14 protein-coding genes, 1 tRNA gene and 1 pseudogene are annotated in these 13,719 nt (G+C 68.2%); 10 read left to right on the top strand and 6 right to left on the bottom strand.

What is annotated here, in order from left to right:
- The first annotated feature begins 1 nt into the window (after window position 1).
- The 4 genes from WBL06_RS03865 to WBL06_RS03850 all read left to right on the top strand — a co-directional run bounded on the left by WBL06_RS03865 (window position 2) and on the right by WBL06_RS03850 (window position 4,124).
- Complete coding sequence (locus tag WBL06_RS03865; protein WP_424454658.1) at window positions 2-1,111, top strand: prephenate dehydrogenase; 1,110 nt, start codon at window positions 2-4, stop codon at window positions 1,109-1,111.
- Window positions 1,108-1,767 (top strand): (d)CMP kinase, encoded by a 660-nt coding sequence (gene cmk, locus WBL06_RS03860; protein ID WP_424454657.1) that lies wholly within the window; start codon window positions 1,108-1,110, stop codon window positions 1,765-1,767. The genes WBL06_RS03865 and cmk overlap by 4 nt, the downstream gene beginning before the upstream one ends.
- The gene (gene der / locus WBL06_RS03855) at window positions 1,764-3,308 is read left to right on the top strand and encodes a ribosome biogenesis GTPase Der (RefSeq protein WP_424454656.1); all 1,545 of its coding nucleotides are present in this window, start codon (window positions 1,764-1,766) and stop codon (window positions 3,306-3,308) included. Before cmk ends, der begins: the two co-directional genes overlap by 4 nt.
- 63 nt (window positions 3,309-3,371) lie before the next feature.
- The gene (locus WBL06_RS03850; protein WP_424454655.1) at window positions 3,372-4,124 is read left to right on the top strand and encodes a class I SAM-dependent methyltransferase; all 753 of its coding nucleotides are present in this window, start codon (window positions 3,372-3,374) and stop codon (window positions 4,122-4,124) included.
- A 7-nt stretch (window positions 4,125-4,131) separates the two neighbouring features.
- Here WBL06_RS03850 and WBL06_RS03845 read toward each other — a convergent pair whose 3' ends face one another.
- Window positions 4,132-5,238 carry a 5-methyltetrahydropteroyltriglutamate--homocysteine S-methyltransferase gene (locus WBL06_RS03845; protein WP_424454654.1) on the bottom strand — a complete coding sequence of 369 codons (1,107 nt, stop codon included), beginning with the start codon at window positions 5,236-5,238 and terminating at the stop codon, window positions 4,132-4,134.
- Between the two features lie 23 nt (window positions 5,239-5,261).
- Between WBL06_RS03845 and WBL06_RS03840 the strand changes: the two genes are divergently transcribed.
- Window positions 5,262-5,807: an MOSC domain-containing protein gene (locus WBL06_RS03840; RefSeq protein ID WP_424454653.1), complete on the top strand. Its 546-nt coding sequence runs from the start codon at window positions 5,262-5,264 to the stop codon at window positions 5,805-5,807.
- An 87-nt stretch (window positions 5,808-5,894) separates the two neighbouring features.
- Here WBL06_RS03840 and WBL06_RS03835 read toward each other — a convergent pair.
- Window positions 5,895-6,307, bottom strand: a pseudogene (locus WBL06_RS03835) (hypothetical protein); the annotation flags it as partial.
- 265 nt (window positions 6,308-6,572) lie between these two features.
- Between WBL06_RS03835 and WBL06_RS03830 the strand changes: the two are divergent.
- Complete coding sequence (locus tag WBL06_RS03830) at window positions 6,573-6,758, top strand: hypothetical protein (protein WP_424454652.1); 186 nt, start codon at window positions 6,573-6,575, stop codon at window positions 6,756-6,758.
- Here the strand turns inward: WBL06_RS03830 and WBL06_RS03825 are convergent.
- Window positions 6,755-8,020: a DUF222 domain-containing protein gene (locus WBL06_RS03825; RefSeq protein ID WP_424454651.1), complete on the bottom strand. Its 1,266-nt coding sequence runs from the start codon at window positions 8,018-8,020 to the stop codon at window positions 6,755-6,757. The two genes, WBL06_RS03830 and WBL06_RS03825, sit on opposite strands and share 4 nt — an antisense overlap.
- 104 nt (window positions 8,021-8,124) lie before the next feature.
- On the opposite strand from WBL06_RS03825, the gene WBL06_RS03820 reads away from it, so the two are divergent.
- From WBL06_RS03820 to WBL06_RS03805, 4 genes are all read left to right on the top strand, one after another.
- A tRNA-Pro gene (locus tag WBL06_RS03820) sits at window positions 8,125-8,198 on the top strand.
- Window positions 8,199-8,546: 348 nt separating this feature from the next.
- The gene (locus tag WBL06_RS03815) at window positions 8,547-8,816 is read left to right on the top strand and encodes an SHOCT domain-containing protein (RefSeq protein WP_424454650.1); all 270 of its coding nucleotides are present in this window, start codon (window positions 8,547-8,549) and stop codon (window positions 8,814-8,816) included.
- Between the two features lie 62 nt (window positions 8,817-8,878).
- Window positions 8,879-9,445, top strand: a complete 567-nt coding sequence (locus WBL06_RS03810) for a hypothetical protein (protein ID WP_424454649.1) — start codon at window positions 8,879-8,881, stop codon at window positions 9,443-9,445.
- A gap of 116 nt (window positions 9,446-9,561) precedes the next feature.
- The gene (locus WBL06_RS03805; RefSeq protein ID WP_424454648.1) at window positions 9,562-10,542 is read left to right on the top strand and encodes a cytochrome b N-terminal domain-containing protein; all 981 of its coding nucleotides are present in this window, start codon (window positions 9,562-9,564) and stop codon (window positions 10,540-10,542) included.
- Here WBL06_RS03805 and WBL06_RS03800 read toward each other — a convergent pair.
- The 3 genes from WBL06_RS03800 to WBL06_RS03790 all read right to left on the bottom strand — a co-directional run bounded on the left by WBL06_RS03800 (window position 10,517) and on the right by WBL06_RS03790 (window position 13,718).
- Window positions 10,517-11,728 carry an ABC1 kinase family protein gene (locus tag WBL06_RS03800; protein ID WP_424454647.1) on the bottom strand — a complete coding sequence of 404 codons (1,212 nt, stop codon included), beginning with the start codon at window positions 11,726-11,728 and terminating at the stop codon, window positions 10,517-10,519. The genes WBL06_RS03805 and WBL06_RS03800 overlap by 26 nt on opposite strands.
- A complete protein-coding gene (locus WBL06_RS03795) occupies window positions 11,725-12,582 on the bottom strand; it encodes a DMT family transporter (protein ID WP_424454646.1) in 858 nt (285 codons plus the stop codon). Before WBL06_RS03795 ends, WBL06_RS03800 begins: the two co-directional genes overlap by 4 nt.
- 86 nt (window positions 12,583-12,668) lie before the next feature.
- Window positions 12,669-13,718, bottom strand: a complete 1,050-nt coding sequence (locus WBL06_RS03790; RefSeq protein ID WP_424454645.1) for a type II glyceraldehyde-3-phosphate dehydrogenase — start codon at window positions 13,716-13,718, stop codon at window positions 12,669-12,671.
- Between the last annotated feature and the right edge of the window lies 1 nt (window position 13,719).

Raw genomic sequence — 13,719 nt, 5'->3', positions numbered from 1 at the left:
GATGAACGCTGCACGCCTCGCAGGCTCTGTGCGCGTCGTCGGCACCGGGCTTCTCGGTACGAGCATCGGCCTCGCCCTGCGGCACCTCGGTGTCGACGTGATTCTGTCGAATCGGTCGCCTGCGGCTCTGCGGCTCGCGATCGACTACGGCGCGGGTCGCGAGGCCGTGCCGGGCGACGAGCCGACTCTCGTGATCGTCGCGGTGTCGCCCGACTCGACGGCGGAACTCGTGGCTGCCGAACTCGCGGCCAACCCGGCGGCTCTCGTCACGGATGTCGCGAGCGTCAAGTCGGGCATTCTCGCCGATCTCGAAACCCGTGGCGCCGACACCTCGCGCTACCTCGGCTCGCATCCGATGGCGGGGCGCGAGCGCGGGGGAGCGATGGCCGCGCGCGCCGACATCTTCCTCGGTCGGCCCTGGGTGATCGCGCCGCACGTGCTGACGACACCCGCACAGGAACGCGTGCTCGAGAGTCTCGCCCTCGACCTCGGCTCGACGCCGATCCGACTGAGCCCCGACGAGCATGACCGCGGCGTCGCTCTCGTCTCCCACGTGCCTCAGGTGGTGGCGTCGTTGCTCGCGGCACGGCTGCTCGGCGGCACCGCCGCGGTTGCCGCCCTCGCCGGGCAGGGGCTGCGCGACACGACCCGCATCGCCGCCAGCGACCCGGAACTCTGGATTCAGATTCTCGGAGCGAACGCCGCACCCGTCGCCGAGGTGTTGCGCGCCTTCCGTGACGACCTCGACGGCGTCGTCGCGGCGCTCGACGACCCCGACGCTCCGGGCGCACCGACGCGACTCGCGGCGATGCTCACCCGCGGCAACCAGGGCGTCGCCCGCATTCCCGGCAAGCACGGCAGTGACGCGCGTTACGAGACCCTCGTGGTGCAGGTCGCCGACGCGCCCGGCGAACTCGCCCGGCTGCTCACCGAGATCGGCGAGGAGGGGGTCAACATGGAAGACCTCCGCCTCGAACACTCCCCGGGTGCACAGATCGGCTTCGCTGAGATCGCCGTCGTGCCCGAAGCGGCGGCACGTCTCGCCGAGGCACTCGAACAACGCGGCTGGGAACTCGCCCCCGGCGGGCGTGAACCCGGGGGACCGTCATGACCGGGGTCGTGGTGGCGGTCGACGGCCCGGCCGGAAGCGGCAAATCGAGCGTGAGTCGCGCGGCGGCATCCCGGCTCGGTTTCGATTTTCTCGACACCGGCGCCGCCTACCGCGCCCTCACCTGGCTCGCGCTCGAACGCGGCGTCGACATCGATGACCGGGATGCGGTGATCCGGTTGGTCGACGAACTCGAGTACGCGACGATTCCCACCCCCGGTGACACGATCGTGACGGTCGGTGCGACCGACGTGACCTCCGCGATCCGCGAGCCGCGCATCACCGCCGTCGTCAGCGACGTCGCGCGGATCCCCGAGGTGCGCGTGCGGCTCACCGAGATGTTCCGCGCGATGATCGCGGCGAGCCGCGAAGCCGGCATCGTGGTCGAGGGTCGCGACATCACGACCGTCGTCGCCCCGGATGCCGAGGTGCGCATCCTGCTGACCGCCGACGAAGACGTGCGCATCGCCCGACGGTCGCGCGAACTCACCCCCGAACACGCGAGCACCGCGACGCAGCTGCGCGACCGTGACCGCAAGGATGCCGCCGTCGTCGACTTCTTGTCGGCGGCAGACGGCGTCACGACCCTGGATTCGACCAACCTGGACTTCGAGCAGACCGTCACGGCCGTGCTCGACCTGGTGGAGGCAGCACGATGACCGATACGACCACCCCGGGCGACCCCGACGCTGGCGCTGAAGAGGCAGATTTCGAGGCCGAGCTCGACCCCGAACTGGTGACCCGGCTCGGCGACCTCGACGAGGATGTCGCCGAGCAGCGCGCGGCGTCGCTTCGTGCCGGCCTGCTCGACTACGAACTCGAAGACGACGACCTCGAGCTACTCGAGGCGGCCACGGAGGGCGTCGACGGCATCGTCTACCTGCCGGCTCTGCCGGTGCTCGCGATCGTCGGCCGGCCCAACGTCGGCAAGTCGGCGCTCGTCAACCGCATCCTCGGTCGCCGCGAAGCGGTGGTCGAAGACGTGCCGGGCGTCACGCGCGACCGGGTCGCGTACAAGTCGGAGTGGGCGGGTCGGCGCTTCACCGTCGTCGACACCGGTGGCTGGGAGCCCGACGCGAAGGGCATCAACGCCTCCGTCGCGGCCCAGGCCGAGGTCGCGGTCGATCTCGCCGACGCGGTGCTGTTCGTCGTCGACATCAACGTCGGCGCCACGGCGACCGACGAGCACGTCGTGCGGATGCTGCGCGCCTCGAAGCGCCCGGTGATTCTCGTCGCCAACAAGTCCGACGACGCGGTGAAGGACACGCTGGCGGCCGAATTGTGGAGCCTCGGGCTCGGCGAGCCGTGGCCCGTCTCGGCGATCCATGGTCGCGGTGTCGCCGACGTGCTCGACGAGGTCATGAAGCTGCTGCCCGCCGTGTCGGCGGTCGCCAAGCAGGAGATCGGCGGCCCGCGTCGGGTCGCGATCCTCGGCCGCCCGAACGTCGGCAAGAGTTCGTTGCTCAACAAGGCAGCCGGCGAGGAGCGGGTCGTCGTCGACCCGACGGCAGGCACCACCCGCGATCCCGTCGACGAGAACATCGAACTCGCGGGAAAGATCTGGACCTTCGTCGACACCGCCGGCATCCGCAAGCGGGTGCACCTCCAACACGGCGCCGACTTCTACGCGTCGCTGCGCACCACGGCGGCCCTTGAGAAGGCCGAGATCGCCGTCGTCGTCCTCGACGTCACCGAACCGGTCTCGACGCAGGACCTGCGCATCGTCGAACTCGTGCTCGAGTCGGGGCGCGCGCTCGTGCTCGCGTTCAACAAGTGGGACCTGCTCGACGACGAGCGCCGCCGGTATCTGGAGCGCGAGATCGAGCAAGACCTCGCGCATGTCGCCTGGGCGCCGCGGGTCAACATCTCGGCCCGCACCGGGCGTCACCTCGAGAAGCTGGTGCCGGCGCTCGAGACGGCGCTGAACTCGTGGGACATGCGCATCCCGACCGGCAAGTTCAACGCACTGCTGGCCGAACTCACGGCCGAGCACCCGCACCCGGTTCGTGGCGGCAAGCAGCCGCGCATCCTGTTCGGCACCCAAGCCGCGACTCGCCCGCCGACGTTCGTGCTGTTCACGACGGGCTTCCTCGACCCGGGCTATCGCCGCTTCATCCAGCGCCGCCTTCGCGAGGTGTACGGCTTCGAGGGAACCCCGATCGTCGTCAATATGCGCGTGCGCGAGAAGCGCAAGCGCTGAGCGTTAGCTAGCACCCGGGGCCATACCCTGCGACTTCTGAGGTTCGCGGCGGATGCTTGTCGCATGGCAGCCTGGACCGCCGCTCGCGCACGCAACTTCGGCAGTATCGCCGAACTGTACGAGCGGGTGCGCCCGGGCTACCCTGCGGAGGCCGTCGACTGGTTCCTTCCCGCCACGGCACCTGCCTCTGGAGGACTCAGGATCGCCGACGTCGGCACCGGTACGGGCAAGCTCACTGATGCCCTGCTCGCCCCGGGTCGTGAGGTCACCGCCGTCGATCCCGACCCGGGAATGCTCGCGGTGCTGTCGGCGAAGCACCCGGAGGTGACGACCGTCACGGGCACCGCCGAGCAGCTGCCGTTCGACGACGCAACCTTCGACGCGGTGACGTTCGGGCAGTCCTGGCACTGGGTAGATCCACCCCGGGGCAGCACCGAAGTTGCGCGTATCCTGCGGCCGGGTGGGGTGCTGGGACTGTTCTGGAACATCCGAGATGCCCGCGAGCCGTGGGTCGCGGAGCTCGCCGGCATCCTCGGTCATCAGAGCGCCGACGAGCTGATGCTGGAAGCGGGCGGACCGGTGGTGACCGAGCCGCTCGAGTTCGATGCGATGCGGGAGTTCCAGTGGATATCGACGATCGACGTGGCGACACTCGTCGACCTGGCCGCGACACACGGCTTCGTGATCACGGCCTCCGAGGCCGACCGCCGAAAGATGTTGGATGCCGTTGCGGCTCTCGGCGAGCGGGTCGCGGGAGCCGACGGGATGCTGCGGCTGCCGTACCGGCTGTATGCCTACCGCTTCCGGGCGGCGTGAGCCAGGGCTAGCCCCAGACCTCGTCGGCCAACCCAACGATCTCGCGCATCTTCGCCCACTGCTGCTCTTCCGTGAGCACGTTGCCCTCCTCGGTGGAGGCGAACCCGCATTGCGGGCTCAGCGCGAGCTGGTCGAGGGCGACGAATTCGCCGGCCTCGGCGATGCGCTTCTTGACGTCGTCGGGGTCTTCGAGGTCGCCGCTCTTGGAGGTGATGAGGCCGAGCACGACGATCTTGTCGCCCTCGGGCAGGAAGCGCAGCGGCTCGAACCCTCCCGCGCGTTCCGTGTCGTACTCGAGGAAGTACCCGTCGTAGTCGCAGCCGGCGAGCAGGTGCTCGGCGACCGGCTCGTAGCCGCCCGAGGAGATCCACGTCGACTTGAAGTTGCCGCGACAGACGTGGGTGGTGATGACCATGTCGGCGGGCTTGTCGCGGATCGAGTCGTTGATGAGTTTCACGTACTTGTCGGCGATTCCCTCGACATCGACCCCGCGAGCGGCGGCCTTCTCGATCTCGGCCTGAGAGCACAGGTAGGCCCAGGTGGTGTCGTCGAACTGCAGGTAGCGGCATCCGGCGTCGTAGAACGCCTGCACAGCGGCACGGTAGGCGGCGGCGAGGTCGTCGAGCATCGCGTCACGGTCGGGATAGAAGGCCGAGTCGATGCCCGACGATTCGGCGCGCCAGTGCAGCACCGTCGGCGACGGGATCGTCATCTTCGGCGTGACCGTCGTGTTCGCCGCGACGAAGGCGAAGTGGTCGAGGAACGGGTGGTTCGCCGGGAAACCGATCTTGCCGACGATCGCCGGGCTCTTCGGCTTGGTCTGCACACCCTGGAACTGGATGCCGTGGTCGATTTCGACGATCTCGACCCCTTCGAGCAGGCCGATGAAGTCGAAGTGCCACCACGACCGGCGGAACTCCCCGTCGGTCGCGAGCTGCAGGCCTGCCTTCTCCTGTTCGCGGATCAGGTCGATGATCTCCTGATCTTCGATGCGGCGCAGCTCAGCCGCATCCAGCTCTCCTGCTTCGTGCCGGGCGCGAGCTTCTTTGATGGCGGCCGTGCGCAGGAAGCTCCCCACCTGGTCAGCGCGATAGGGCGGTGTCGTACGGGGCATGTCGCTCAGCTTAGGGTGGTGCCATGGGTCGCCTGATCGCACCGTGCGTGGTCGCACACCTCCGTCCCGACGCGGGAACGGTCGGCACGACCGCGATCGACAAGCAGCCGGTCGACGGCCCGGTGAAGGTGGGCAAACTCGGGCTCTACGCCGACGTGCAGGCCGACCGCAAGCATCACGGCGGCGAAGCGAAGGCCGTCTACGCCTACGCCGCCGAGGATGCCGATTGGTGGGCCGAGCAGCTCGGCCGCGACATCCCGCCCGGTCTGTTCGGCGAGAACCTGCGGGTCGCGGGGCTCGAGGTCAGCAACGCCCGCGTGGGGGAGCGTTGGAAGATCGGCGAGAAGGTCGTGCTCGAGGTGACGGTGCCACGAACCCCGTGCATGACGTTCGCGCGCTGGATGGGGGAGGAGAACAGCGGCTGGGTGCGCCGCTTCTCGGATGCCCGCCGTCTCGGTGCCTACCTGCGGGTCGTGTCGACGGGTTCAGTGAGTGCCGGCGACGGGATCGAGGTCGTGCCGGCGCCCGAGGGTGCACCCACGATCCTCGACATCTACCAGGGCATCTAGTCTCGGTGGTCGAGTAACGGCCGAAGGCCGCGTGTCGAGACACTACGCACCCACGAATTCCGCAAGGTGTTGGCCTGTGAGGGTCTTCTACGCCTTCACCAGTCCGGCAGGGGTGCCTTCGAAGACGACCTTTCCGCAGTCGTGGCCGGCACCGGGGCCGATGTCGACGATCCAGTCGGCGTGCGCCATCACCGCTTGGTGGTGCTCGATGACGATCACCGACTTGCCGGCCTCGACGAGCCGGTCGAGCAACCCGAGCAATTGCTGCACGTCCGCGAGGTGCAGGCCGGTCGACCGAGACCCTTCAGTTTCGCGCGGTCGTCGAGGTGGCGGCCGGTGAGGGTGTCGCTGGCGCGCAGGGCCTCGACGGTGCCTTCGAACTGGATCTCGCCGCCCTTCGTGCCCGCGCGCGGCCCGAGGTCGACGACGTGGTCGGCGAGCTCGATCATCTCGGGCTTGTGTTCGACGACCAGTATCGTGTTGCCCTTGTCGCGCAGCCGCTGAGATTCGGCGGCGATGGTGCTGAAGACGAGGCTCGACTTGCCCGACCCGGACACGCCCGTGAACACCGTCAGCCAGCGCTTGGGGATGTCGACACTGATGTTCTTGAGTTGTTCTCAGGCGCACCGATGACGCGGGCTTCCTCAATCCTGCTCGAGCGCGAACTGGCCGGCGATCGAAATCGGGCGGGGTCGCACCCTTTCACTATTCGACGTCTGACGCCACCCCCCTGTGCGATCTCATCGGGCCGCGCAGACTCGAAGTATGGGAATCGGTCGACTTCTTCTGCGATTCGACGGGCCGGGCCCGCTCTCGGTGGATGCGGTCATCGGCAAGCACCGCTGGGGGGTGTTCTGGGGTCTGCTGGGTGCGGGCGCCGGAGTGCTCGCGTCGTCACTCGCTGTCGGGGCGGGGGAGGATGCCGCCCCGTCAACGCGCGCTTGCGCCTAGGGCGGGTCGGCCCCGACCTGTTCAGTGGTGCGGGTGGCGACTGCTCGAGCCGGTCGTGATCGATGTCGTCGACCGGTCGGGGACACCCAGTCGACGGTGCCGTCGGGGTGGATCGCCTCGATGCGCCAGCGCGTCTGGTGTTTGAGGGTGTGGTGGCCGCGACACAGGTGCCCGAGGTTGCAGTCGTCGGTGTGGCCGCCCTCGGCCCAGTCATCCTTGTGGTCGACATCGCAGGCCGCCGCGCGACGGAAGCAGCCAACAAACCGGCAGCGACCGTCGCGCACAGCGAGAAAGAGCCGCAGGTCTTCGGTGACCCGGTAACGTGTGCGGCCGAGAGCGAGGATCGCGTCGTCGCGCGGGTCGGTGAACATGCGGCGCAGCACCGGCGCTTGGGCGGTCAGTTCACGGGCCGTCGCAGCGTCGATCGGGCCGTAGCCGACGAGTTCGGCGAAGGTGTCGGATGCCCCCATCAGCACCGAGATCGGGACAGTGACGACGACGGTCGGTTTGGCATCCCCGAAGCGGCGTGAGTCGCGGCTGTCGCGGTCGAGCATCACGTCGACAAATGCGTCGGCGCGCAACTGTGCCATGGTGCGCCCGTCGGCGCTGAGTCGGGCGAGCCCACGCGCGTGGTCGTCGAGCCGGCTGTCGATCGCCAGAAGCTCGGGCGCCGGCAGATGCACGACAAGCCAGCCCATCCCGTCGCGCCCGGGCTGCGTGGTGACGTCTCGCTTCTCGAATGCTCGGCGATGCCGATCGATCGCCTGGTCGGCATCCCGGGTTTCGCGCAGGCGCTTCACGGCACGCTGGAACGACGTCGCCGACTGATCGGCTGCATCGAGCATGCGCTGCTCGAGCTCGGCACGTTCGTCGTCGTCGAGGTTGCCGAGCTCGTCGATGAGGATGCTGGCATGGCGGGGCGTGATGCGCCCTTCGGCGAGGGCGGCGCGGGTCGAGGGCAGGTAGCGGGCGAGGATCTCGGCCTCGTCGATGAGAGTCTCGGCGCTGCGTTCCGAGATGCGCAGGGCCGTCGCTAGTTCGGCGCGGAACTCCCGCTCCGCCAGTGCATGCGGCATCGGGCCGACCTGAGTGAGGTGGGCGAACTCGATGAGCTCGAGCTTCGCGGCGGTGATGGAGGCGATCATCCGGTCGGCTGCGACGATCGCGTCGATCACGCCGGCATCGGCATCCATGCGCGCTTCGAGGCGAGCGAAATCGTCGCTCGAGGGCTCGTCGCGGAAGGTGACCACGGTGATAGACAAGCGGCAACCACCGACATCGGATCGGCTCGCGCGGGTGCCCCCGCGAGGTCGGCTAGAGTAGGAGGCCGTGCCGCACTCCGCTGTTGGGGAGCGGCGCGATGCCACGGGCTGTGGCGCAGCTTGGTAGCGCACCTGACTGGGGGTCAGGGGGTCGCAGGTTCAAATCCTGTCAGCCCGACAAAATTGCCTGATCAGAGGGCACATCTTGGCCGGAGTCGAAGTCGGTCGGCCCGGGGACGACGCCGGGGCTACGAGTGCTGACCAACGGAGAACAATCGGGGACCAACCGCCCGGAAATCCGACACGTCGACAAAGCGGACGGATCTGAGCCCTCAGGGCTGCGATCAGGGCTGTAATCAGGCTGCGATCAGGGCTGCGATCAGGGCTGCGACCCGAAATCACGGAAACTCCCGCACGGGAGGACCTAAGGCCTTAGTGCGCAGCTCGCGTTTGGAGAATCGTTGCCTCCGTGAGGGGCTGCAACCACAGCCCCTCGGACGATCACCAACGCTGAGGAGGCACCATCATGATGTGGGGATACGGATATGACGGCTGGGGCTGGATGTGGCTGGTTGGCGGCCTCGTCCTCGTCGGAATCGTGGTTCTCGTCGTGTTCCTGGTCCGCAGTTTGGCGGCCTCGACCAGGTCCGGCCCGACCGTGACGGTACCGACGATGTCCATGCCGAAACAGATCCTCGCCGAGCGGTACGCGCGCGGCGAGCTCACCACCCAGCAGTACCGCGAACGAGTGGAGAACTTGGGCGGCACGGGCTCCCCCGGCGAGGGGGAACGGTGATGCGGGTACCCCGCCGCCGCACGGGTCCGACAGGGGCAGGGCCCTCGGCGCGAAAGGCGAGCATGAGATCCCGCCTGGCAGCAACCGCAGTCGCCGCTCTTGTGCTCCTCGGTAGCGTCGTGATGGCATCCCCGGCACGGGCGGACGGCGGCCAGTCGGTCGACGAGGGCTACGTCATGGTGTTGCAGGCGCTGAGTTTCCTCGTCAACGACCCCGGTCCGGACGGAACCGCTCAGGCGCTGGCCATGGTCGATGATGCGCTCTCGGCGGAGGACCAAGACGGGGTCGACGTTCAGACGCTGGAACGGGCCGCGATCAGCCTCGAAGCGGGACAGGCCGAGGAGGCGCGAACCCTGTTGCAGGAGTCGATCGCCGAGGCGGTCGCCGCCCTGGAGCCCGCGATCGGCGAAGAGAGCGGCACAACAGTGATGCTCGCGCCTCTGCCGCCCCGAGGAGCGCTGTCGGTGACGGACTGGTTCTTCCTCGTTCTCTCCGTCATCGTGGCTGCCGTCGGCATCGCGCTCGCCGTGATCTTCCGACCGCACGAGAGCCTTCGAGAGCTCAGGCGCGAGATCACAGCTGCTAAAGGCACCCGCGGCGACGCCGCATCGACCCAGGAGGAATCATGACGTCAACTGGACCGGGGACTCCCGTCGCCGTGAGCGATCGAGTAACCCGTAGCCGATCTCGTCGGGCTCTGGATGTCCTCGATGAACGACTCGGCATTTCAGCGTTGGCCTATCCGGTGCCGGAACACGCCAATCGCTTCGCCTGGACGCTCGGGGGAATCACCGCGATCAGCTTCTTCTTGCTGATCGGGTCGGGCATCCTGCTGGTCCAGTTCTATTCCCCGATGCCGGAAACCGCCAACCAGTCCATCCGGACGATCGAGACGGAGGTCTGGGGCGGCAGTCTGATCCGCGGCGTGCACTTCTGGGCATCGCAGGCGATGTACGTCAGTGCGCTGCTGCACATGATCCGGATCTTCTTGACCGGTTCCTACAAGAAGCCACGGGAGGGCAACTGGCTCATCGGGGTCGGGATGCTGGGTCTTGTCACGTTCGCGATCTTCACCGGCACGGTGCTCAAGTGGGATCAGGAAGGTTTCGAAGCGCTCGGGCACAACGTCGAGATCGGCTCCCTGCTCGGCGGTCTGGGCTTCTGGTTCTCGCCGGAGTTCGCGGGTCAGATCTCCATCCTGCTGCGCCTGTACGGAGCGCATGTGGTCATCATCCCCGGCATCATCCTCGTGCTTGTCGTGCTGCATTTCCTGCTCGTCAAGCGGCACCGGATGTCGCCGCACCCGCTCCTCCCGGCCGGCACGTCGACCGAGCAGGCCGCCGAGGCTGAACCGACCAAGCCGTTCACCCACCACATTCGCCGACTGGTCGCTTTCGGGATCGCACTCACCGGGATCCTCGGCATCCTGGCGGTGCTCCTCCCCGCTCCGCTGGGGTCGACTCCGGTTCCCGGAATCGAGATCACCAAGCCGCCATGGATGTTCTGGTGGCCGTTCACGCTGGAGAACTGGTTCGGCCTGTCCGCGATCGTGTGGGGTGAGCTGGCGTTCTTCTCGCTGCTCGCGATTCTGCCGTTCGTCGACCGGAATCCGAAACGCTGGTGGCGCCGTCGGCCGGTGGCGATGGGGGTCGCTCTCGTGCTCCTCGCGGTACTGGTGGTGCTCACCGTCCTCCTGGCGGTCACGCCGACGGAGGTCCACCTGTGAGCCGTCCCGAGGGGCTCCGCCGGCCCCCGGCGTCGCCGCTTCGGCGGGCGCACCGGTCGCTGTGGGTGCTGATCGCGGTCTCGATCCTGGCGTCGGGCGGGCTCTCGGCCGCCGTCTCGGCACCGCCCACCCCGACGACCGGGATGTGGTTTGCGTTCAGCGCGGTGGTGCTCGTCGTCGCTGGGTTCCTGGCGGCGCGCGTCGTCGTCGCGCTCGAGCGTGCCCGTCGCGCAGCGCGCCCGCCGGCCCAGCCGCTCGCGACCGGTTTTCCGGTGGTGAGTCGACTTGTCGGGATCCGCCGGGTCACGTCGGTGGCCGGGCATCGGGGGACAGGAGCCGACTCCAATGCCCCGTGAACTGCTGCGAACCCTCGGCAGCTTCTCCGGAGGCCGGAGCATGGCCGCAGGAGGTGGGCTCGTGAATCGTGACGGGCGATGAGATCGTTGACCTTGATTCCCGTCATCCGCTCGAGGGTGATGACGCTCTTCGTCGTCATCTCCCAGAAGACCCTCGGGACGACGACGCCGTCGTCCGCCGCGAAGTTCGCCCGGATCCGCTCTGCATTCCGGCCTTCCTGCAGATAGTCGAGTTCCGCGCGGAGGCTGACGGCGAATTCCGCGGCGATCCCCGGCAGGTCATAGTCGCGCGCGAAGTCCCAACTCTGGGTGGCTCGGGCCGCGAGGCTCTGCAAGATCTCGAGATCTTCCTCTACCTGGGCGACGACTCCGGGCCGTCGCACCTTCACGACGACCGACGTGCCGTCCCTCAGCGTCGCGGCATGAGCCTGCCCGATGGAAGCGGAGGCGAGCGGCTCGGGATCGAACCACGCGAAGAGCATCTCCGGTTCGGCGCCCAGCTCCGCGTGGATGGTCTGGCGGATCTCGTCGATATCGACGGGCGGGGCCGCGTCCTGAAGCTTGGCGAGCTCGGTGATGAAGTCGGGTGGCAGGAGGTCGCCGCGGGTGGAGAGAATCTGACCGAGCTTGACGAACGCCGGCCCGAGCTCCTCCAGCACCAGCCGAAGGTGCTCAGGGGTGGCGTACGACCGGTCTCGTCGTCGATGACCGAGGAGTCCGTGATGGAACGGCACGAGCGAACCAGCGCCGATGACGCCGACGAGGAAGCCGAGGCTGTGTCTGCGGAGGATGGCCCGGATCTGCCGAGAGCGTGCCGCGGTGGGGTTCATGGCCGACTCTCTCGCTCCGCGACGGGCTGCCGCAATTTCGACACGACGATGAGGAAGGCCATCGACGCAATCACGGCGGCGGTCCCGACCCAGCCCACCGCGCTCTGCCGCTCCTGCAGGAGTACGACCGACAACGTCATGCCGAAGACCGGCACCAGAAGCGTCCAAGTGGTGAGGATGCCCAGCGGCGCCTGCCGGACTTCGACGAGCCAGGCGACGTTGGTCGCGGCCGTTCCCACGAGCGCCAGGTACAGCAGCACGACGACGAAGCGCACCCCCCAGTCGATCGCGGGCGGCCCTTCGACGACGGCGGCCACCAGCGCGAGTACGGCTCCGCCGATGAGAAGCTGCCAGGCGGCGACGACGAACGGATCGGCGTCGACGACGCGGGCGATCAGGGTGCCTGCTGTGACAGCTGCCGCCGATGTCAGCGACAGCCACGCCCCGGTACCGAAACCGGACGGAATGGCGACCAACAGGAGGCCGGCGAAACCGACGAGCATCGCCGCGAAAGTCGGCCACGTGGGAGATTCACGAAAGAACAACCAGGCCGGCAGGAGGATGAGCAGCGGCTGGGCGTTGGCGAGCACCGACGCTGCCCCGGTCGAGAGTCCGATGATTCCGCCGAACATGGCCGCGTAAGCCAGCGCGACGTTGACGAGTCCCAGGGTGACGATCAGCATCCACGGCCGCGGACCGCGGGGGTATGGCGCGCGTCGCACCGTGGCGACCAGCAACACCGCGGCGCCCGCGACCAGCGCTCGAAGTGCGGCAAGCCACAACAACGGAGCGTCCTGCAGTCCGATGCTGATGGCGACGAAGCAGGAGCCCCAGGCGAAGGTCACCCACAACATCCGCCACGTCTTCGGGTTGCGCAGGGCGGGCGATGAGTTCCCTGTCGACGCGGGGATGTCCGGAGAAGCCGGGGCCCGCGTGGGCCTCATCGCGGGCTCTCGGCGGGCCTGAGGAAGTCGCTTTGCATGCCGAGGGTGTCGTCGGTGATCTTCATCGAGGTCGCGGCATCCGGCGCCGCGCCGGTCAGCGCCCGGATCGCGTCGATCGTCTCCGGCACGACGATGGCCTCGTTGTAGACCTGATACGTCAGGAACGCCTCATCGCCCTGCACGGTGACGAGGTCCTCCCACACGGCCACCTCCCACATGTCGCCGCGTGGCCGGCCGAGGTCCCGCATCAGCTCGATCGTGGAGTTGAGCGCGACCAGTCCGTCGGACATCCGGATGAACGCTATCCGTGGTGCGGCACGAAGGGCGTCCAGCACCTCGTCCCGGGACGCCTCTCGTGTCAGCTGAAGCGTCCAGTAGTGGTTGTGGGTCTGGGTGTGGGCGCCCTTGGCGGCGATGGTGACCAGGTCGAGGCCCGGCAGCACGGTCTGCGCGTCCGGGCCCTGATGCGAGGGGATGGTGGGTTCCGGGACCATCGTGTTCATGATGCCGCCGAGGTGTGATTCCCAGGGATCGGTGGCGCGGCGGATGAGCACGCCGCGCGCGCGCCGGAGCAATCCCGCCCCGTCGAGTGCCCCCAGCACCCGGACGATGCTTGTCGTATTGCACGACACCACCCGGGTGGTGTCGCGGCCGAGTGCGCTCTCGTAGTTCGCCTGCGCGACGAACGAGTGGCCGGTGGTCGCGTGGGATTCGCCGCCCTGGAATACCGCCTTGACCCCTGCCGTGCGATAGCGCTCCAGATTGCCGGCCGCCACGTGCTTGGGCGTGGTGTCGACGATGATGTCTGATCGCTCCAACAACTCATCGAGGGTGCCCAGCGGCCGCAGCCCGGCGGCCGCCATCGCCGCCTGGGCATCCGCAGTGGAGGCGAAGAGCGGCAGACGGTTGGCCGCAGACTGGATGCGCCAGTCGGTCGCGATGTCGGCGACGCCGACGAGTTCCATGTCGGGCTGCAACAACACGGCGTCGGCGACGCGCTTGCCGATGACCCCGTAACCGTTGACGCCTACTCGGATATTGCTCATT

The sequence above is a fragment of the Pseudolysinimonas sp. genome (assembly GCF_049651805.1).
In the GTDB taxonomy this organism is placed as follows: domain Bacteria; phylum Actinomycetota; class Actinomycetes; order Actinomycetales; family Microbacteriaceae; genus Pseudolysinimonas_A.
This window is presented reverse-complemented; position numbering and strand designations above follow the sequence as displayed.

Coding starts and splice junctions, on each gene's coding strand:
- WBL06_RS03790 (WP_424454645.1), bottom strand. CDS start 13,718: ATGAGCAATATCCGAGTAGGCGTCAACGGTTACGGGGTCATCGGCAAG.
- WBL06_RS03795 (WP_424454646.1), bottom strand. CDS start 12,582: ATGTTGTGGGTGACCTTCGCCTGGGGCTCCTGCTTCGTCGCCATCAGC.
- WBL06_RS03840 (WP_424454653.1), top strand. CDS start 5,262: ATGGGTCGCCTGATCGCACCGTGCGTGGTCGCACACCTCCGTCCCGAC.
- WBL06_RS03815 (WP_424454650.1), top strand. CDS start 8,547: ATGATGTGGGGATACGGATATGACGGCTGGGGCTGGATGTGGCTGGTT.
- der (WP_424454656.1), top strand. CDS start 1,764: ATGACCGATACGACCACCCCGGGCGACCCCGACGCTGGCGCTGAAGAG.
- WBL06_RS03800 (WP_424454647.1), bottom strand. CDS start 11,728: ATGAACCCCACCGCGGCACGCTCTCGGCAGATCCGGGCCATCCTCCGC.
- WBL06_RS03845 (WP_424454654.1), bottom strand. CDS start 5,238: ATGCCCCGTACGACACCGCCCTATCGCGCTGACCAGGTGGGGAGCTTC.
- WBL06_RS03830 (WP_424454652.1), top strand. CDS start 6,573: ATGGGAATCGGTCGACTTCTTCTGCGATTCGACGGGCCGGGCCCGCTC.
- cmk (WP_424454657.1), top strand. CDS start 1,108: ATGACCGGGGTCGTGGTGGCGGTCGACGGCCCGGCCGGAAGCGGCAAA.
- WBL06_RS03810 (WP_424454649.1), top strand. CDS start 8,879: ATGAGATCCCGCCTGGCAGCAACCGCAGTCGCCGCTCTTGTGCTCCTC.
- WBL06_RS03865 (WP_424454658.1), top strand. CDS start 2: ATGAACGCTGCACGCCTCGCAGGCTCTGTGCGCGTCGTCGGCACCGGG.
- WBL06_RS03850 (WP_424454655.1), top strand. CDS start 3,372: ATGGCAGCCTGGACCGCCGCTCGCGCACGCAACTTCGGCAGTATCGCC.